The sequence below is a fragment of the Acinetobacter sp. 129952 genome (genome assembly GCF_056642055.1).
The window spans coordinates 21,207-40,421 of sequence record NZ_JBWVSU010000001.1 but is presented as its reverse complement, the minus strand read 5'-3'; the positions used below and the strand labels follow the sequence as shown (position 1 = coordinate 40,421).

General features: G+C 42.6%; 20 protein-coding genes and 1 tRNA gene. 13 read left to right on the top strand and 8 right to left on the bottom strand.

What is annotated here, in order from left to right; genetic code table 11:
* Nucleotides 1–10: 10 nt before the first annotated feature.
* A complete protein-coding gene (locus AC1IR0_RS00180; RefSeq protein ID WP_313563815.1) occupies nucleotides 11–520 on the top strand; it encodes a hypothetical protein in 510 nt (169 codons plus the stop codon).
* A gap of 54 nt (nucleotides 521–574) precedes the next feature.
* Here AC1IR0_RS00180 and AC1IR0_RS00175 read toward each other — a convergent pair whose 3' ends face one another.
* From AC1IR0_RS00175 to metK, 3 genes are all read right to left on the bottom strand, one after another.
* Entirely contained in the window at nucleotides 575–1,786 is a 1,212-nt protein-coding gene (locus tag AC1IR0_RS00175) for a YeeE/YedE family protein (protein ID WP_409655173.1), read from the bottom strand.
* Nucleotides 1,787–2,053: 267 nt separating this feature from the next.
* The gene (locus AC1IR0_RS00170; protein WP_005104359.1) at nucleotides 2,054–2,398 is read right to left on the bottom strand and encodes a hypothetical protein; all 345 of its coding nucleotides are present in this window, start codon (nucleotides 2,396–2,398) and stop codon (nucleotides 2,054–2,056) included.
* Nucleotides 2,399–2,729: 331 nt separating this feature from the next.
* Entirely contained in the window at nucleotides 2,730–3,896 is a 1,167-nt protein-coding gene (metK, locus tag AC1IR0_RS00165) for a methionine adenosyltransferase (RefSeq protein WP_004279972.1), read from the bottom strand.
* 473 nt (nucleotides 3,897–4,369) lie between these two features.
* On the opposite strand from metK, the gene AC1IR0_RS00160 reads away from it, so the two are divergent.
* From AC1IR0_RS00160 to AC1IR0_RS00140, 5 genes are all read left to right on the top strand, one after another.
* Nucleotides 4,370–4,753: a pilin gene (locus tag AC1IR0_RS00160; protein WP_409655168.1), complete on the top strand. Its 384-nt coding sequence runs from the start codon at nucleotides 4,370–4,372 to the stop codon at nucleotides 4,751–4,753.
* 445 nt (nucleotides 4,754–5,198) lie between these two features.
* On the top strand, nucleotides 5,199–7,187 hold the full coding sequence (gene tkt, locus AC1IR0_RS00155) for a transketolase (protein ID WP_479741087.1): 1,989 nt from the start codon (nucleotides 5,199–5,201) through the stop codon (nucleotides 7,185–7,187).
* A 133-nt stretch (nucleotides 7,188–7,320) separates the two neighbouring features.
* Nucleotides 7,321–7,536 carry a hypothetical protein gene (locus AC1IR0_RS00150; protein ID WP_004729883.1) on the top strand — a complete coding sequence of 72 codons (216 nt, stop codon included), beginning with the start codon at nucleotides 7,321–7,323 and terminating at the stop codon, nucleotides 7,534–7,536.
* A gap of 175 nt (nucleotides 7,537–7,711) precedes the next feature.
* On the top strand, nucleotides 7,712–8,167 hold the full coding sequence (locus tag AC1IR0_RS00145) for a GNAT family N-acetyltransferase (RefSeq protein ID WP_004729882.1): 456 nt from the start codon (nucleotides 7,712–7,714) through the stop codon (nucleotides 8,165–8,167).
* A 129-nt stretch (nucleotides 8,168–8,296) separates the two neighbouring features.
* A complete protein-coding gene (locus AC1IR0_RS00140; protein WP_479741086.1) occupies nucleotides 8,297–8,884 on the top strand; it encodes a YceI family protein in 588 nt (195 codons plus the stop codon).
* Nucleotides 8,885–8,931: 47 nt separating this feature from the next.
* On the opposite strand, the gene AC1IR0_RS00135 is transcribed toward AC1IR0_RS00140, so the two are convergent.
* A complete protein-coding gene (locus AC1IR0_RS00135; RefSeq protein ID WP_312584861.1) occupies nucleotides 8,932–9,648 on the bottom strand; it encodes a glutamine amidotransferase in 717 nt (238 codons plus the stop codon).
* A gap of 240 nt (nucleotides 9,649–9,888) precedes the next feature.
* On the opposite strand from AC1IR0_RS00135, the gene yfcF reads away from it, so the two are divergent.
* Complete coding sequence (yfcF, locus tag AC1IR0_RS00130; RefSeq protein ID WP_312584862.1) at nucleotides 9,889–10,530, top strand: glutathione transferase; 642 nt, start codon at nucleotides 9,889–9,891, stop codon at nucleotides 10,528–10,530.
* A 129-nt stretch (nucleotides 10,531–10,659) separates the two neighbouring features.
* Nucleotides 10,660–11,601: a cation diffusion facilitator family transporter gene (locus tag AC1IR0_RS00125; protein ID WP_312584864.1), complete on the top strand. Its 942-nt coding sequence runs from the start codon at nucleotides 10,660–10,662 to the stop codon at nucleotides 11,599–11,601.
* Nucleotides 11,602–11,619: 18 nt separating this feature from the next.
* Here the strand turns inward: AC1IR0_RS00125 and AC1IR0_RS00120 are convergent, their stop codons facing one another.
* The 4 genes from AC1IR0_RS00120 to cysS all read right to left on the bottom strand — a co-directional run bounded on the left by AC1IR0_RS00120 (nucleotide 11,620) and on the right by cysS (nucleotide 15,242).
* The gene (locus AC1IR0_RS00120; protein ID WP_312584866.1) at nucleotides 11,620–12,609 is read right to left on the bottom strand and encodes a fatty acid desaturase family protein; all 990 of its coding nucleotides are present in this window, start codon (nucleotides 12,607–12,609) and stop codon (nucleotides 11,620–11,622) included.
* Between the two features lie 93 nt (nucleotides 12,610–12,702).
* Nucleotides 12,703–13,491: a hypothetical protein gene (locus AC1IR0_RS00115; RefSeq protein WP_409655155.1), complete on the bottom strand. Its 789-nt coding sequence runs from the start codon at nucleotides 13,489–13,491 to the stop codon at nucleotides 12,703–12,705.
* 191 nt (nucleotides 13,492–13,682) lie between these two features.
* Nucleotides 13,683–13,758: transfer RNA gene (locus tag AC1IR0_RS00110), tRNA-Gly, on the bottom strand.
* 62 nt (nucleotides 13,759–13,820) lie between these two features.
* Entirely contained in the window at nucleotides 13,821–15,242 is a 1,422-nt protein-coding gene (cysS, locus tag AC1IR0_RS00105; RefSeq protein WP_409655152.1) for a cysteine--tRNA ligase, read from the bottom strand.
* A 432-nt stretch (nucleotides 15,243–15,674) separates the two neighbouring features.
* On the opposite strand from cysS, the gene AC1IR0_RS00100 reads away from it, so the two are divergent.
* From AC1IR0_RS00100 to lptB, 5 genes are read left to right on the top strand one after another with little or no spacing between them, the layout of a single operon-like run.
* On the top strand, nucleotides 15,675–16,718 hold the full coding sequence (locus AC1IR0_RS00100; RefSeq protein WP_004279959.1) for a KpsF/GutQ family sugar-phosphate isomerase: 1,044 nt from the start codon (nucleotides 15,675–15,677) through the stop codon (nucleotides 16,716–16,718).
* A 3-nt stretch (nucleotides 16,719–16,721) separates the two neighbouring features.
* Complete coding sequence (locus tag AC1IR0_RS00095; protein WP_004279958.1) at nucleotides 16,722–17,261, top strand: KdsC family phosphatase; 540 nt, start codon at nucleotides 16,722–16,724, stop codon at nucleotides 17,259–17,261.
* 33 nt (nucleotides 17,262–17,294) lie between these two features.
* Entirely contained in the window at nucleotides 17,295–17,843 is a 549-nt protein-coding gene (lptC, locus tag AC1IR0_RS00090) for an LPS export ABC transporter periplasmic protein LptC (RefSeq protein WP_479741085.1), read from the top strand.
* The gene (gene lptA, locus AC1IR0_RS00085) at nucleotides 17,827–18,393 is read left to right on the top strand and encodes a lipopolysaccharide transport periplasmic protein LptA (protein ID WP_004646679.1); all 567 of its coding nucleotides are present in this window, start codon (nucleotides 17,827–17,829) and stop codon (nucleotides 18,391–18,393) included. The genes lptC and lptA overlap by 17 nt, the downstream gene beginning before the upstream one ends.
* Nucleotides 18,393–19,136, top strand: a complete 744-nt coding sequence (gene lptB / locus AC1IR0_RS00080; RefSeq protein ID WP_005104345.1) for an LPS export ABC transporter ATP-binding protein — start codon at nucleotides 18,393–18,395, stop codon at nucleotides 19,134–19,136. Before lptA ends, lptB begins: the two co-directional genes overlap by 1 nt.
* Nucleotides 19,137–19,215: the final 79 nt, after the last annotated feature.

Genomic DNA, 19,215 nt, shown 5'->3' with positions numbered 1-19,215 from the left:
GTGTATAAACATGAAGGTATGGCTAACGTCATTAGCGCTGCTCACTGGATTAACTGCATGTTCGGAACAACCACAAAAACCGGTCGTAGATCCAGTCAAATATCAGGTTCAGACTGCAGAGGAACTGCAGCAACGTTTTGATGCACTCAATGTCCAGTTAGCCCAAGACTTTCAGAAATTTAAGAAAGTCGAAAGCATTGCTTTCGCGCACCAGTTTCCTTTAGATGTCAATAATCTGCAAAGCTTGAACCAGCATCTTGTCAGCAGTACTGCATTAAAACCCAGTAAAATCGCCTATTGCGATATGATGAATAGTTATTTTTCCGATATGTACCGTTTGGGACATTACAATCTGGAACTGGTCGATGACATTAAACTGCCTAATGCCAAGAATGAAAATTTAAAAGCCAATTTCTCTGACGCTGATCATTTTTATACCTTTATTCTGGATCGTTATACGACTTATCGTCAGGTCCAGCAGACCATGGGTTATGGCTGTAATTTAAAAGCCGCACTGTAAAATCTGAATCAAAAAAAGCCCATCAAATTGATGGGCTTTTTTTGATTTTAATCATTAGCAACCGGTTGGTTTTTCAGGCTGCGGTTTTTCATTCGGGAAGAAAATCGGACGAAGTTTTACCCCGATCCCATTACCAATAAAAGCGAAGACCAGCCATAACCAGCCATGCAGACTACCCGACGCAATTCCACTGAAATATGCACCGATATTACAACCGTAGGCCAGGCGTGCGCCATAGCCCAGCATTATGCCACCTATAACAGCAGCAATCAGTGAACGTTTTGGAATATTGAAATTCGGCGCAAATTTACCTGCCAAACTTGCTGCCAACAAAGCACCCAGCATGATACCGAAGTTCATCATTGAGGTAATATCAAACCATAATGATTCTGCCAGTGCTTTGGCATTGCCTGCTTTTTGCCAATAATCCCAAGAAGCTACATCAACACCCACAAGCGTAGCACCTTTGGCACCCCAAACTGCCAGCGCAGAGGTTACGCCCCAAGGACGACCTGCGAGTGCCAGCGTAGCAAAGTTGAGCAAGGTCAGAATAATACCGCCCCAAATCAAAGGCCATGGACCACGAACAAAGCGCTTCCAGCCTTGATGTTTACTACTAGGCTCAATTTCGAGACTACCGTGACGTTTCTTTTCGAAATAAACTGTTGCTGCAGCAATGATGGCAAAAACGATAAAGCTCAACAGTAATCCAGGGAGAACGCCTAAACTTTCTACCAGTGAAATCGGTTCAAGATGTGGCAGGACAAACCACCAGTCAAGGTGCGAGGTCGCAATCACAGACCCGATACAGAAGAACAAGAGCGTCACCAGCATACGTGCGCTACCGCCACCTACAGTATACAACGTACCTGATGCACAGCCGCCACCAAGTTGCATGCCGATACCGAAAATAAAGGCACCAATCATGACTGACATGGAAACAGGATTAACGTTACCTTTAACTGGGTTGCCGAATAATTCACCTGCACCTAAAGCCGGGAAGAACAGCAAGACCGCCAGAGCGAGCATAATCATTTGTGCACGTAAACCACGGCCGCGACGTTCCTTGATAAAGACACGCCAGCTCGAAGTAAAACCAAATGAAGCATGGTACAGGGTCATGCCTAGTGCACCACCAATCAAGAATAATAGGGCCTGATTTAAGCCTACGATTTGATAGGCACCGATTGTACCTATGATAAGCAAGATAAAAGCTGCCCAGACCGAAATATTCGACCGTTGGGAAGCAGCAACAATGACTGACATGGGAGATTAAATTTTAAAAATAAAGGCTGGTATTCTACTGAATTTCAGTTTAAATGCAGCCCGTTTTGCCGATTCAATCACAATTAAGTCATTCTAATACTTGATAAGTTTTATCAATTTATTTGATTTTATCGAATCATTTAGATAAAAAATTGATCCCATCAAGAAATAATGCAATTTCAATTTAGATCATTCGCTATTTAAAATCATCTCTGATAAAAAAAGCCTGCAATCGCAGGCTTTTAAACGTCAAACTGAATGCTAAAATCAGTTTTCAGCTTTTTCCCGAACTTCTCCGGCACCTTCTTCAACTGCCGCAGCAGTTGCTGCAGTTGCTTTACGTGCTGCTTCCGCAGTGGCATCTGCTGCTCTAGACGTTGCAGCAGCTGCTTCGTCCGCTGCCTGAGCAGTATTTTCTGCGGCATTATCCATTGCTCGTTCGGTTTCTACCGCAGCCTCACGGCTGGCATCTTCCATATCATGACCGGCTTGATTGGCTGCATTTTCTAAATGCTCACCTGTGGTTGCGCCGGTTTCAGGCGCTTCTTCTTTACTACAGCCGACTAAGGCAACAGTGGTCGCCAAACCTAAAGCAATTAGTAATTTATTCATCGAGTAATATCCTTTTGTTGTTGTAGAGCTGCAATCTAATTTAGCAGCCATTTATTTAGATTTATGCTAGCAAATAGATCAACATTTGTTGATTAACTGTAACTTTTTTCGATACTTATACTGTAATGGCTCAGTCGGAAGTTGTTTTAAGTTTCATGGAATAGTGATATTCACAGAGAGGGAAGTCTTAATAGTATCATTCGATAGGCAGGTTATAGTATGAAGCTTGGCATTTAAATATTTGTCATCACGACCTAGAGATAATTCTAAAGATGAAGAAATGAAAGACATAAAAAAAGCCCGCATGATGCAGGCTTTTTTTAAGAAAAACTTATAGACCAGCAGACGCTTTAAGCGCTTCCACTTTGTCAGTTTTTTCCCAGGTAAATGCAGTATCTGAACCTTCACGACCGAAGTGACCATAAGCAGCAGTTTGCTTATACATCGGCTGGATCAGGTCAAGCATACGGGTAATGCCATATGGACGTAAGTCGAAATGTTCACGAACCAGTGCAATAATCAATTCTTCAGAGACTTTTGCAGTATTGAAGGTATTGATTGAAATTGAAGTTGGCTCAGCAACACCAATCGCGTAAGACACCTGAATCTCACACTTGTCAGCCAAGCCAGCAGCAACGATGTTTTTCGCCACATAACGACCTGCATACGCAGCAGAGCGGTCAACTTTAGATGGATCTTTACCAGAGAAAGCACCACCGCCGTGACGTGCCATACCGCCGTAGGTATCTACGATAATTTTACGGCCAGTCAAACCACAGTCACCCACAGGACCACCGATCACAAACATACCCGTTGGGTTGATGTGGAATTTGGTGTCCGCATGGAACATGTCAGCAGGAATGATTTTCTTCACAATCTCTTCAATCACAGCTTCTTTCAGGTTCGCTTGAGTGATTTCAGAATCATGTTGAGTCGAAAGAACGACTGCATCTAAACGAACTGGTACGCCATTTTCATAAGCAAACGTTACCTGGCTTTTTGCATCTGGGCGTAACCATGGCAAGGTGCCATTACGGCGTAATTCAGCCTGCTTTTCCATCAAGCGATGCGCATATGAAATCGGCGCAGGCATTAATACATCAGTCTCGCGGCTGGCGTAACCGAACATTAAACCTTGGTCGCCGGCACCCTGATCTTCAGGTTTCTGGCGGTCGACACCTTGAGCAATTTCAGGTGACTGTTTACCAATCATGTTGATCACGGCACAGGTTGAACCATCAAAACCAAGATCAGAATGGTGATAACCAATTCCGTTTACGGTATGACGTACAATTGCCTCAAAATCAACATTTGCTGTCGTTGTGATTTCACCGGCAAGTACAACCGCACCTGTTTTTACAAGCGTTTCACAAGCAACCCGTGCATATGGGTCTTCTTTTAAGATTGCATCCAAAATAGCGTCACTGATTTGGTCAGCCATTTTATCTGGATGGCCTTCGCTTACAGATTCCGAAGTAAATACAGCGTACTCGCGCATAGTCCTATCACAGTTAATTTTAAAGACCCGATATGTTACATCGAGTTGCGCTCTAGGACTAGCTTAACACGACAAAATTGGTCGAAATTGTTTCAAATTATTGTGTTTTTAATTGATTAATAGAATTAAAAAAATTGATATGTCTATTTAGACAGCATTATTGATTGGGGAATAGGAAGCAATAATATTTTAATCCCTCAGACTGTCATAAAATTAAATGCTTAGATTTCCGATTAAATCTTAAAAAAATAGACGATAGAAAAAATACAAAGCTCAAAATTCAAAATTTACTTAAGCAAGTGATCATTACATCAATAAAGCAGATTCAGGCTGTGCGCCTTGCGACCAAATGTCTTGTTGATGTTCGGGTATATCTTCATATTAGCGCTAAGTCTTCCACATTAGCTGGTTAGGAATGGCGACATCTTTTGCTATGGACTTCTTGGAGCAAGACTGTAAGGAGATCAGAAATCATGTATCAAAAGGCATTTACCCTGATTGAAGTGCTGATCGTGCTCATCATTATCGCGATTTTAGTGACGATGGCTTTTATGAGTTATCAAGCTTATGTCGTGCGTAATCAATTGGCCGAAGTGTTTGAACAGGCTGGAGCATATCGAACCCAGTTTATTGTCTCAGATCAACACTGTGATGCTGGACGCGAGATTGGTGGGCATGGTCAATATATCGAAAAAGTGATCATTAATGCCGCGTGCCGGATAGAGTTCAAGATGCGAGAGCAGGGTGTGGATGCTGCGATTCGCGGGAAATCGGTTGCTTTTGATGTTCATAGTGGCAAATGTTATTCCACTGATATTCAGCAGCGCTATTTGCCCAAAGCCTGTCAAGGACAATAAGTCTGCCGAGGTTGGAAATTAGCCTAGGCAAATTAGATTTCACCTGTATATCAAAAAATCCTACCCATATTTTATAAAATTTAGTACAAATTACATTATAAATAGATCAGTGAACTGTATAGATTTTCTTCAAAAACAATGCTGTGAGTCATATGACATAGAGACAAAATTAGCATAAATTCAATCCTATCTATCAGCTTAGAATCCAGATACAGACAAGAAAGTTAGTTAAGAAATCCGGGATAATTCAATCTGAAAACCAGTAGAGCGAATCGAAGATAAAGAAGAAATGTGGAATAATTGTACGATAAGGCAAGAGACACTCAATAAACTGATAAATATTGTTGGTTAGTCTTTACCCCTCGCTGTTTTTTTAAGACAATAGACAGCAGTTTTGAAAGTCTTTTCATCATTTCCTATTTCTGAATATTTTGGACTCTGATTTATGACAACCCCGCTTAATGAACGTCGTATTGCAAACGCAATTCGTGTATTGGCAATGGATGCTGTGCAAAAAGCAAACTCAGGACATCCAGGTGCTCCAATGGGGATGGCAGATATCGCTGATGTGGTTTGGCGTGAATTCATGAACCATAACCCGACCAACCCGAATTGGGCAAACCGTGACCGTTTTGTATTATCAAATGGCCATGGCTCTATGCTTCAATATGCGCTTCTTCATTTAACGGGCTACGATCTTTCGATTGAAGATCTTAAAGCATTCCGTCAACTTCATTCTAAAACACCTGGTCACCCGGAGTTGGGCTATGCACCAGGGATTGAAACGACGACTGGTCCTTTAGGTCAAGGCATCGCGAATGCTGTCGGTTTTGCACTAGCTGAAAAAACTCTAGCTGCGCAATTCAACAAAGACGACATCCAAGTTGTAGATCACTTCACTTACTGCTTCCTTGGCGATGGCTGTTTGATGGAAGGTGTTTCTCACGAAGCATGTTCTTTGGCAGGAACATTGGGTCTGGGCAAACTGATTGCTTACTATGACGACAATGGCATCTCGATTGATGGCGAAGTGGAAGGCTGGTTCTCTGACGATACAGAACAACGCTTCCTGGCATACGGCTGGCAAGTGATTAAAGTTGATGGTCACGATGCAGATGTAATCCGTCAGGCAACTGTTGAGGCGAAAGCTGAAACTGCTAAACCAACCATCATTATCTGTAAAACCGTGATTGGTTTGGGTTCACCAAACAAGCAAGGTAAAGAAGACAGTCATGGTGCACCACTCGGTCATGACGAAATCGTGTTGACTCGTGAAGCACTAGGCTGGACTGACGAAGCATTTGTGATTCCTGAAGATGTGTATGCAGCTTGGGATGCGAAAGCTAAAGGTGCTGAATCAGAAGCAGCTTGGAACGAAACATTTGCTGCTTATGCTGCAAAATATCCAACTGAAGCAGCTGAGCTTAAACGTCGTTTATCTGGTGAATTACCGGCTGACTTCGTTGCAAAAGCGAATGCCTATATTGCAGAAGTGAATGCCAAAGCTGAAACGATTGCGACGCGTAAAGCCAGCCAAAATGCATTACAAGCACTTGTTCCATTATTGCCAGAAGTTCTAGGTGGTTCTGCGGATCTCGCAGGTTCTAACCTGACCCTTTGGAAAGGCGCGCAAGGCGTACAGGACAATCCGGCAGGTAACTATGTACACTATGGCGTACGTGAATTCGGTATGACTGCAATCGCGAATGGTGTTGCACTGCATGGCGGTTTTATCCCTTACGTAGCAACATTCCTAATGTTTATGGAATATGCACGTAATGCCGTACGTATGTCTGCATTGATGAAACAGCGCGTGATCCATGTGTATACGCATGACTCAATTGGTCTAGGTGAAGATGGTCCAACGCATCAACCTGTTGAGCAGATCGCATCCCTTCGTGGTACGCCAAATCTAAACACATGGCGTCCATGTGACACCGTTGAAGCAGCAATTTCTTGGAAATCTGCATTAACGCGTGCTGAAGGTCCGACCGCATTGATCTTCTCTCGTCAGAACTTGCCATTCCAGACTCGTACTCAAGCTCAAATTGAGAACGCTGCGAAAGGTGGTTATGTATTGGCTGAAGAAAAAGGTGAATTGAAAGCCATCATCATCGCCACTGGTTCTGAAGTATCTCTGGCAATGGAAGCTTATGCACAGCTTGAAGGCGTGCGTGTCGTGTCTATGCCATGTGCTGAAGAATTCATGAAGCAAGATGCAGCTTATCGTGAAGCGGTTCTTCCATCAAATATTCGTGCACGTGTTGCTGTTGAAGCTGCACATGTAGATTACTGGTGGAAATTTGTAGGTCTTGATGGTCGTGTTATCGGTATGACCACTTATGGCGAATCTGCACCTGCAAAAGATTTGTTCCAATACTTCGGTATTACCACCGAAGCAGTGGTTGCAGCAGTGCAAGAAATTACCGCTTAATCAATTCGATTAATAGGTTAAAAAGACGCCCCAGTTAAAGGGGCGTTTTTTATTTTTTCGCTTTTTAGGGTTGTTTTCATGTGGCAATCGTTAGAAAGTTCTCCCATAGTCGAAATGAAAGAGTGAGATGAACATGAGCTTGTATGAACAAATTAACGATGAAATTACTTTAATGGATGCAGGCGAACTCAAGTGGATCGGACAGGAATTACCTCTTGAAGCGATGGTTGCAGTTGATTTAATGCTGCAAGAATTAGCCGAAGAAAAGGTCATTAAAGTGCGTCGTAAAAATCATGAAAAGACGACTGGCCTAAAACAGGTTGATCGTATTCTGGTTGAAAAACTTTAAACATAATGCATGAAAAGTCCCTGATTGGGACTTTTTTTATGCCGGATGATTTTCATCTGACAGGTTGCTTATGAGCACCAGATGAGATAAAGCTAAGTTTAGGCCGCTATAAAAATTCAGCGACCACTATTGAAACGACTTAAATTAAAGAAATAAGCCAAAGAAGCAGTTAAACATGAATATACAGTGCCAGATCCAGATCAAATCTCTAGAGCAAATATCACAGCCGGAATGGCTATTTTTATGGCAAGACTATCAACGCTTTTATCAGACCCAAATTTCGGATGAGGTAAGTAAAAATACCTGGGATAAATTAACTAATTATGAGTTAGATTCAATGTACGGTTTTGCGGCCTTGATTGATGGAAAGGTCGTAGGGATTGTGCATGTCATCGAACATAACAGTAGCTGGACAGTAAGACCCTATGCCTATTTGCAGGATCTATTTACCCATCCTGATTATCGCGGACAGGGCGTGGCGCGCAAGCTGATTCAGCATGTCTATCAGGTCGCGCAGCAGCGTAATTGCGACCGGGTTTACTGGCTAACTCATGAATTAAACCATCAGGCACAAGCGTTGTATAACAAAGTCGCCAAGAAAACTGGATTCATCCAGTACCGTATGGATTAAAGCTCAAAAATTAAAAAAATAACTTACAATTTTATCGTTTCATCGCTGCAACAAAACGTTTTATCTTTAGGGCTGTAAACGGTTCCAGATTGTATACACTTAATAACATCCAAAACGTGAGATAAAAACATGAATTTCAAAACATTAGCATTAGGCTTGGCGGTCGCATCTGTAGCAACAGTTTCTATGGCAAAACCAGTGGCCTATACGATTGACCCGACTCATTCAGCAACGGTTTTCTCTTGGAGCCACTTTGGTTTCTCTACACCATCTGCAAACTTCAGTGACATCCAGGGTATGATTAATGTTGATAATGCAAAACCTGCGAATTCTTCGGTCAATGTGAACATCCCGGTTGCAAGTATTAATACGAATGTGAAAGCACTGGATGACCATATTAAGACATCAGAATTTTTTGACGCTGCCAAATATCCGAATATCACTTTTAAAAGTACTAAAGTTCAGGCTTTAGGCAAAAACAAATACAAAATCACCGGTAACTTAACCGTGAAAGATGTCACTAAACCTGTGGTACTGGATGCAGTTTTAAATAAACAAGGCGTACATCCAATGACTAAATTACAAACGATTGGTTTCAATGCAACCACTTCATTTAACCGTTCAGCTTTTGGGGTAGGCGGTTATGTTCCAAATGTGGGCGATAAAATTACAGTGAACATTACTACCGAGGCTTCTGTTCCTGCTCCGAAAAAATAAGCATGACAAATTAAAAAAGCACCCAACTGAGTGCTTTTTTATTACGGTTACTTAAGTCGCAGGTTTTCTAAATAATGCATCAATACCGAACTGGCTGCCTGTTCAAGCGCGGGCGCATAGCTTTGATGATCCGCCCGCAAGGCAGGGATATTGATCTGGGCTTTGCGTAACTCACAGGTATGTCCAATCAGCCATTTCTCTAAACTTTCACTGGCCACTTCAGCATGGAATTGTAGTGCTAGAATATTCTGTCCTACTCGAAAGGCCTGATTTGGATAAAGGTCAGAGCTGGCCAGTAATTTTGCCTGTTCAGGTAGGTCAAAGGTATCACCATGCCAATGCAGGACGTCGATATCTTCGAGAGCTTGCAGCGGATTATTTTCAACAGAAGCAAGCTTAAGTTTAGACCAGCCGATTTCTTTGGTATGCCCGGAATAGACTTTGGCATCCAATGCAGCAGCAATTAACTGTGCACCTAAACAGATGCCTAACGTCGGTAAGTTCTTTTCCAGGCGAACTTTAAGTAAGTCTATTTCTTGTTGTAAGAAAGGATAATCCTCAGTTTCATAGACTGCAATCGGGCCACCGAGAATAACGGTTAATCCGGGATGTTCAAAAGCCTTGGTGAGATCATCGATGCCAGCTTCGAAATAACGCACACGTAAGCCGAGCTGATAAAAAATATCTTCCCAAGCACCTAAGTCTTCGAAAGCCAGATGTTGAATGGCATACACGGTATCGGGGAGGTGAGCTAAGTTCAGCATAGTTTTTTGATATCAAGAGAATGATTTAATTTAACGTGAATCAAAAGCAAAATAAAAGGCTTTATGCCTCACATCACATACATTATAGAAAATAATGAATATCGCTTCGCTATCGGCAACTGTATAAACATTTTTGTGTGATTGCTACATGAAGCGGGTCATTTTCCTTTTATATAGGAAAGAGAGTAGAGTAAGGCTGCCGTACTGAATAAAAACAACAAGCCTATCAGGATCAAGGATATGCAAAATATAAGTTTATATGTCGATAAAAACAGAATCAGCCCTTATGCCATGTCGGTCTATGTTGCCTTAAAAGAAAAGGGTTTAGATTTTCAGGAAATAGTGGTCGATTTAGATCAGCAGCAACAGAAATCTGCGGCTTATCAAGCCATTTGTCCAAGTGCTAAAGTTCCGTATTTAATAGTAGATAACTTTAGCCTGTTTGAATCATGGGCGATCACTGAATACTTGGAAGATGCCTTTCCAGCACCTAATTATCCAGCCTTATATCCAAAGGAAATTCATGCCAGAGCTAAATGTCGGGCCATACAAGCCTTGGTCAAAACGGATTTTATGCAAATCCGCCAGCAGATGCCTTCCGATTCGGTATTTCACCCAGCAAAAATATCTACACCTCTTACAGCTCCGATCACTGAAGAAATTCAGCGCTTGGTAAATGTGGCAGAACATATGCTAGAGGACATATGGTTGACTGAACACTGGTCCATTGCAGACTTTGATCTAGCCTTTATGTTGCATCGTCTGCTGAGTCATCAGGTGAAACTTCCTGTGAAAATAATAGAATATGTCGAGCGTAATTTTAAGCGTGCTTCGGTACAGGCCTGGCTAGCAGAGCATGAAAAAGCTAAAACTTTAATCTAATATCGACTGATAAAGCAGTTCATAAAAAACCTACTTAAATAGATAAAATTCAAGCGTAATATGAATCAGAATAAAACTTGAAAGATGCTGAGGATACATCCTCATTGAATAAGAAGGAGGTAGTGGCCGGTGGGGAATTCACATCATCATGAGCATAGTCATGTCGCCGTGACTGCAAAAAATGCCAAAAAATTATTAATAGCGTTGGTATTAACCACGACTTTTTTAATTGTGGAAGTGATTGCTGGTTTTCTAACTCAAAGTTTGGCCTTACTTTCTGATGCTGCGCATATGTTTACCGATGCTGCTGCACTGGCTATCGCATTAGTCGCTATCAAAATTGGGCAAAAACCGGCAGACAATAAACGGACATTTGGTTATCAGCGCTTTGAAATTCTTGCTGCTCTGTTTAATGCCTTAATGCTGTTTGTGGTTGCGATTTATATTTTGTTTGAAGCTTATCAGCGTTTGAGTCATCCACCGGAAATCCAGAGTCTTGGCATGATGGGCGTGGCCATCTTGGGGCTGATCATTAATCTGATTTCCATGAAAATTCTGGTATCCAGCAGTCAGGAAAGCCTCAATGTCAAAGGCGCTTATCTGGAAGTGCTGAGTGATGCGTTGGGATCTGTAGGCGTGATTATTGGAGCGCTAGTGATTTATTTCACCGGCTGGATGTGGATAGATACACTCATTGCAGTATTAATTGGATTTTGGGTATTGCCAAGAACCTGGGTTTTGCTAAAACAGAGCATCAATATTCTGCTTGAAGGTGTGCCGGATGAAATTGATATTGAAAAATTACGTTACGATCTTTTGGCGCTTGAAGGGGTGCGAGATATTCATCAGCTCAAGGTCTGGGCAATTACTTCCAAAAAAGTCATGCTGACCGTGCATCTGGTTGCGCCGAATGTGGATTATCAGAAACTGCGTCATCAGGCCTTTGAGATGCTCCACCATGAGCATCATATTACCGAGATGACCTTGCAGATCGAAGCGGAAGATTGTCCGCCGGAACATCGGGGACAATCCTCACATCCGCATTCACATGCCGAAAACCATCAGCATTGAAATTGAATAATCTAAGCATCAGGAAAATTGATTATTTTTTAAAAGTGAGCGAATCACATCCAGATAACTTGGCGGAGCATCGACATACTGACGCTCTCTTAACATCTGGTGCATTTTTGCCAGCTTTTGATGCGGAACAGAGGCCATCAAATGATGTTCAATATGATAGTTCACATGAATTGGTGCAACAAAAGCACGTGCCAGCCAGCCTGCACGGGTAGTTCGAGTATTGCTCAGGGCAGAATGACTGGTTTCTAGGCCCGCATGCTCAGCCATGGCGCGGATGCGGATGAACAAAGGAAATGGAGTGATATAGGCGAGAGGCCATAATAAATACATTTTAGGATGGCCGCTGGCCCACAGAGCAGAAAAAATTGCTGCATTTGAAATTAACATACCAGAACTATTTTTAAGCAAGTTTTTCGCTAACTCTAAATTGCTGCGATCACCACGCGGAATTGGCTTGGGGTCATTGGAAACACTCCATTCCAGCAATTCCAGATCCATTAATACTCGACCAGCGAGAAATTTAAGCCCCGATTGCCCATTCAGGTCACGGAAGAATTTCCTGAATAGTGAGCTTTGCGTAATGGGAAAGTTTTTTACCAACCCCAAGTCAGGATCATCTGGCTGCGAGGTTTTAGCATGATGTTTCAGGTGATAAGGACGGTATTTGCTGACATCATTCCAGATCGGGCGTGCACAGAGCCAATCAGTCAGATGGGTATTTAACCATTTGGTTTTGAACAGGCTATGGTGCGAGGCATCATGCATCAAAATAGCCATCGCAAGCTGGCGTCCAGCAAGAATAGCCAATGCCAATGCACATATCAGGATTTTTCCCCATGTAGGTAAATATTCCCAGCTATAGGCAACCGTACCAAAGGTCATGACAATTACGGTCCAGGTTGAACCTACTGCCCAGGCACCGTGTAAGTCTGAGGTCGTGGTGAGTTCTTTAATTTCGTCACGACTAAAAAGTTCTGTGACACTGACCTTGCTGTTCATTCTTCTGCCTATATTTAGTTCTTATTGCTTTATTCAATATATTTGGATGAAATATTACAGTCAATTCATTTTTGTGTATAAAAAAGAAATAAATTAGACCCCTTGGTCTTTAAAATAGTGTTGCCATAAAAGTTGACCCTGTTTTTCTATTTTGCGGACTGCGAGCTCAAATTGTTGTCGAGCATCTGTGTCTATCCATTCTGCAGGAAGTAAGGGGTCAGCACGCAAACTAAATAGGGCAGATTTACCTAGATAAAAGGCACTTTTTGCAGCCTCTGCTAAAGTCAGACTCTGGTAATTCTCAAACCAGTCGTTGATAGCATGCTGTACTGCATGATAGGTCTGATGTAGCTCTTCGATATCCCATAAATCACGAACTTCGGTTTCACTTTCCAGTTGACTGACTTGAAAAAAACGTGCGTCAGGATCTAATCCAAACTGGATTACAGCTGTTTTTAATGGACTTAGATTTAGCGTTAAATTATCGGGACGAATAAAAACATTTTGCTCTAGTTCCTTAAAACCATAATAACGTAGCGCTTTTTCCCTTTTAGATAATGCCGTACGGTCTACACGTCCCAAAGCACCGGTATAGACCAGCACATATTTTCCGTTCCATGTAGTCGCCGTTTGCATATCAGGATGTTTGTTTAAGCTGATAAAAGAAGTATCGAATTTTTTCTCTAGCAATTGATACACGCCGCGCTCTACAGCTTGAATGACATTTTCCTGATTTAATCGGGCTACAGCGACACGGATACCATTGTCAGAAATCCCCAATAATTCAGCAGCTGTTAATATCCGCTTAATAGACAGGGTGGAGTTTTTAGAGGCATATAAAAGATCTAGAATTAGATGACGAGCATTTAATTTATAAGTCATGAAACGATATCGTTATGAAAGGGATTGAAAGTTTTAAAGTTTATCCACAATAGCACTTTGTCATGAATAACCCAAAAAAAATGTCAGGTTAAAAGAGGATGAATAAGTGATTTGAGATATGCATTTTATTAATAAATTTTTTTCAAACACAATAAAAAACCCTTATCTTTCGATAAGGGTTTTTCGTATTCTGGAGCGGGAAAGGAGACTCGAACTCCCGACCCCAACCTTGGCAAGGTTATGCTCTACCAACTGAGCTATTCCCGCAATGAGGTGAATTATAGAGAATTCCACAGCAGTGTCAACTCTCTATAAATCTGTTTGATTAATTAATCAGCACGGCGCCAAACTGTACCTTGACGGGTATCCTCAAGAACAACACCTTGATCAAGTAAAGATTGACGGATTTCGTCTGCGCGTGCGAATTCTTTGGCTTTCTTGGCATCCTGACGCTGTTGAATCAAATCTTCAATTTGTTCAGGTGATAGTCCCAATGCTTCCTGACCAATGTCAGACTTGAGGAACTCTTCTACGTCTTGCCGTACCAGACCGAGAATATTGGTCAGGTAACGCAAAGTTGCATAATAAATCGCTGCCTGTTCTGCATTTTCTTCTTTCACCGCACGATTCAGCTCTTTATTGATTTCGAACAATACCGCAATCGCTTCAGGCGTATTGAAATCATCACGCATAGCGGTATTAAAGCGTTCAACTAAAGCCTCATCCAGAGTTTCAATCAGATGATCACCATAAACCGCCTGATAGGTTTTAAATGAGTGATAGAAACGAGACAAGGTATTTTTTGCTTCTTTTAAGGCAACATCCGAGTAATTCACCGGGCTACGATAGTGTGAAGACACAATAAAATAACGTACCACTTCCGGATGGAATTTTTCAATCACGTCGCGAATGGTGAAGAAATTGCCTAAAGACTTCGACATTTTCTCGCCATCGACATTAATAAATCCGGCATGCATCCAGTAATTGACATACTGTTCGCCAGTAGATGCTTCAGATTGTGCAATTTCATTTTCATGGTGCGGGAAAGTCAGATCAGCACCACCGCCATGAATATCGAAATGATTGCCCAGGCAGCAGGTCGACATTGCTGAACATTCGATGTGCCAGCCTGGACGGCCATTGCCCCAAGGAGATGCCCATGACGGTTCATTTTCCTTGGCATGTTTCCACAGTACAAAGTCAAACGGGTGTTTCTTTTCGACTTCAACATCGACACGTTCAGACGCGCCGGCTTGCATATCTTCTAATTTACGGCCAGACAGACGACCATATTTGGCAAACTTCTCGACCTCAAAGTAGACATCGCCATTATTGGATGGATAAGCCGTACCTTTGTCGACCAGGTTGCCGATCATATCTTGCATTTGATCGATGTAATCTGTCGCTTTAGGTGCAACATCAGGTGCAAGGCAGCCCAGTTTGGCAAAGTCTTCATTCATCGCATCAATAAAGCGACCTGTTAATTCTGAGATACTTTCGCCATTTTCATTGGCACGTTTAATAATTTTATCGTCAATATCCGTAATATTACGCACATATTTGACCTTCCAGCCTTGGCTACGCAGGAAACGGATAATATAGTCAAATGCAACCACTGTACGTGCATGTCCAATATGACAGTAGTCATAAACCGTCATACCACAGACATACAGATCAATTTGACCTTCAACACGAGGTACGAATTCTACTTTTTTGCGTTGCTCTGAGTTATATAGAACAAATGGTTGCATAGCTGTTCAAAAGACTTCAAATAAAAGGATGAATCATCTTAACCTAAGCATAATTATTCATAAAGATAAAAGCGTAAAAAGCCTCAGTTATTTAGGGGAGTTAGGCGACGAGAGTGATTTATAAAGAAGGGGTTCAGGAAGTGAAATAGCGAATATTGAGCTTACATTTTCAGAGGCAGTGTTTGCCAGTCTGATGGAATTATATTTGAATGAGTCTGGTCTGATTTGACCCAAACTTATTTTGGATAGCGTAAGCGTGTTTCTATAAAAATAAAAACAAGCGCATATAACCGCTTTAAAAATGGAGTGAATGTAGAGGCGGAGATACCAGATTGCGCAAGTTGAATACAATCTGAATATATTAAAAATCCGTCGAATCTTCTATATTTAGAAAGCTTACAATTGCATAGCTATGCTAAAATTGCGAAAATTATGCCCATCAAACCAGAGTTTTTCTCTGTCCTTAGCGTAGGTAAACAGGCTTTGAATCCACAAAAAACAGCGAATCAACTAGATTTCCAGAAAGTCGCACTTGAAACACTGCGCATCGAAGAAAATGCACTACAGATTTTAGCAACACAGATTGATGACCGTTTTAGCCGGGCATGTGAAATTATTCTACAGTGTACTGGCCGTCTGGTGATTACCGGAATGGGCAAGTCAGGTCATATTGGCCGTAAAATGGCGGCGACCTTTGCTTCGACCGGAACTCCCTCATTTTTTATGCATCCAGGTGAAGCCGGTCATGGTGACTTAGGGATGCTGGTGGCTGGTGATGTGCTGATTGCAATTTCAAACTCGGGCAAGAGTGATGAAATCATGATGCTGATGCCGCTGATCAAGCATCTGGAAATTCCGCTGATTACCATCAGTGGTGATGATCGTGGTCCAATGCCACAAAATGCTGATGTAGCTTTAACGCTGGGTAATATTCAGGAGGCTTGTCCACTGGGTTTAGCGCCGACATCGTCAACGACGGCAACATTGGCTTTGGGCGATGCTTTGGCGGTAGCTTTATTGGATGCTCGCGGCTTTACCTCGGATGATTTTGCACGCTCACATCCTGCAGGTGCGCTGGGTAAGCGTCTGTTATTGCATGTGAAGCATCTGATGCGTACTGGCGCAGATTTACCTAAAGTCTCGCCAGATACCGCCATGAATAAAGTATTGTACGAAATTTCCAACAAGCGCTTGGGCTTAACCACAGTCGTCGATGAAAATGATGTGTTGCTGGGGATTTTTACCGATGGTGACTTGCGTCGCTTGATTGATAAGCAGCAAGGTTTTGATGTCAATCTGGCTATTCAGGACGTGATGACCAAAAATCCGTTGACCATTTCTCAGGAAGCACGTGCAGTGGTGGCACTGGAACGTATGAATGAGCATAAAATTAATCAATTTGTAGTTGTTGATGATGCCAATAAAGTCATTGGTGTGATTAGTATGCATGACCTGATTCAGGCTGGGGTAAATTAATAAATGGCATCTTATGTATTATTAGAGCAGGCACGTCATATTGCAGCACTGGTGCTTGATGTAGATGGTATTTTAAGTGATGGCTTTGTAACGCTGACTAATACTGGCGATGAGATCAAATCCTTTGATATTCGTGACGGTCTGGGCATGAAACTGGTTCAGCAAGCAGGGATCAAGGTGATTATTATCACCGGACGTAAAAGCAATATCGTAGAAAAGCGTATGTCGGATCTGGGTGTTGATCTGGTCTATCAGGGCCGTGAAGACAAAGGTACAGCACTTCGTGAAGCCTGCGCACAGCTCAACATTGATCCTGAAGATTGCCTGTACATGGGCGATGACTGGCCTGATCTGTCTGCTTTTGCCATTGCCGGCATGAAAGTGACCGTGCCTAATGGTCATGTTGAAGTTCGCCGCCGTGCCGATCTGGTGACTCAGGCGCAGGGTGGACGTGGTGCGGTGCGTGAAATCTGCGATATGTTGTTAATGTCCAAAGGCATGTACCAAGAGTTACTTGAAAAATATACTCGTGCGCCTTATTAATAAGTCATATCTTTTGGATTAAGTACACCGCTTATGGATACTAAAGTTTTATATATTACGGCTGTGATTATTGCCGCAATAAGTGGTGGTTATTACTATTACAGCGGCAAGGGCAACAAGCTGCAGGCAGACTCTGCGCGCAGCATGACCTATTCCGCTCAAAATATTAACTTAACCCAGACGGATGAAGCAGGCCAGGTGTCGGTTCGTGCCCAAGTGGACCGACTCGAGCAGAACCTGCAGCTAGAAACCTCAAAGCTGGAAAATCTGCGAGCATCGACCTATGACAATGGTAAAGTCGATGCGACTTTCTTTGCCAAAATGGCGCATGGTTATGATGACAATACAAAAGTTGTACTCTCTCAAGAAGTGCTCGCCACCAAAATCATGCAAAATGGAAAAATGCAGTTTCGTACTGAAGAACTGACTGCTTTTCCGAAAACACGTGAAATTGAAACAGACAAGACAGTGATTGTGGAATATCCACAGGCTGAATTCGTCAGCCAGGGTCTTAAAGCCAATCTTAATGATGGTCAATACGAATTCTTTAATATTCGAGGAAAGTATGAACCAAACTCCTAAAGCCAAAATGATGCACACTTTCCTGAAGCGTATGACGCTGGCGACTGTGGTTGGACTCGGTTCAATCGCTGCTTTTGCACTGCCATCTGACCGTAACCAGCCAATCACTTTGCTGGCTGACCGGGCGACTTTCAATGAGCGGACGGGTGTGACGACGTATTCGGGCAACGTTATCATTGAACAGGGCACCATGAAGCTGCAAGCCAATTCGATTGTGGCCAATCTGAACAATAAGCGTCAGATCAGCCTGATTACAGCGACAGGCAGCCCGGCACAGTTCCAGCAAAAAGTGGATCCGGCCAAAGGTCTTGCCAAAGGTCAGGCGCAGAAAATTGTCTACAATGCTGAAACCGGGATTATTACCTTGTCAGGTAATGCCTTCCTGCAACAGGACGGTGCCAGTATTCGTGGTGCGACTTTAAAATACAGCATGAACAAAGGCGATATCGAAGCTACCGGAACACCAAACAAAACCGGTTCATCGTCTGGCCGTGTACAAATCGTGATTCCACCCTCTAGTTCAACATCCTTCCCGGGAGCGCGTGATTAATGGAGCAATCACAGCAGGTTCAAACCTTAACCATTAAGCATCTGGCGAAAAACTATAATAAACGCTGGGTAGTGAAAGATGTGTCGTTCAGCATGGAAAGTGGCCAGATTGTTGGGTTGCTGGGACCAAATGGCGCCGGTAAAACCACCAGTTTCTATATGGTGGTCGGTCTGGTGCGGATGGATAAGGGGGAAATCTATCTCGATGATCTAGATCTTTCCGACCTCGCAATGCATGAACGGGCACGTAAGGGAATTGGTTATTTGCCGCAGGAAGCTTCGATTTTCCGAAAACTGACAATTTCCGAAAATATTATGGCGATTCTGGAAACCCGTAAAGATATGACCAAGGCACAACGTCAGCAACGTCTGGCGGAGTTATTGGCAGACTTTAAAATCACTCATATTAAAGATTCTTTGGGTATGAGTGTATCCGGTGGGGAGCGACGTCGTGCCGAGATTGCGCGTGCACTCGCTGCTGATCCAAAATTTATGCTACTTGACGAGCCTTTTGCCGGCGTCGATCCGATTTCGGTCGGAGATATTAAGGATATTATTACAACCTTGAAAGATCGCGGAATTGGGGTGCTGATTACCGATCATAACGTGCGTGAAACGCTGGCGATTTGTGAGCATGCTTATATTGTCAGTGAAGGCGCATTGCTTGCTGAAGGTACACCAGAAGAAATCCTGGCGAATGAGACCGTGAGAAAAGTTTATCTAGGTGATGATTTCACTGTTTAAATAATCCTGCTTTATATAAAACCCTGCATCAGACGCCAGTTGTCGGATGCAGGGTTTTTTTTGATCAAATCAAAGTGAA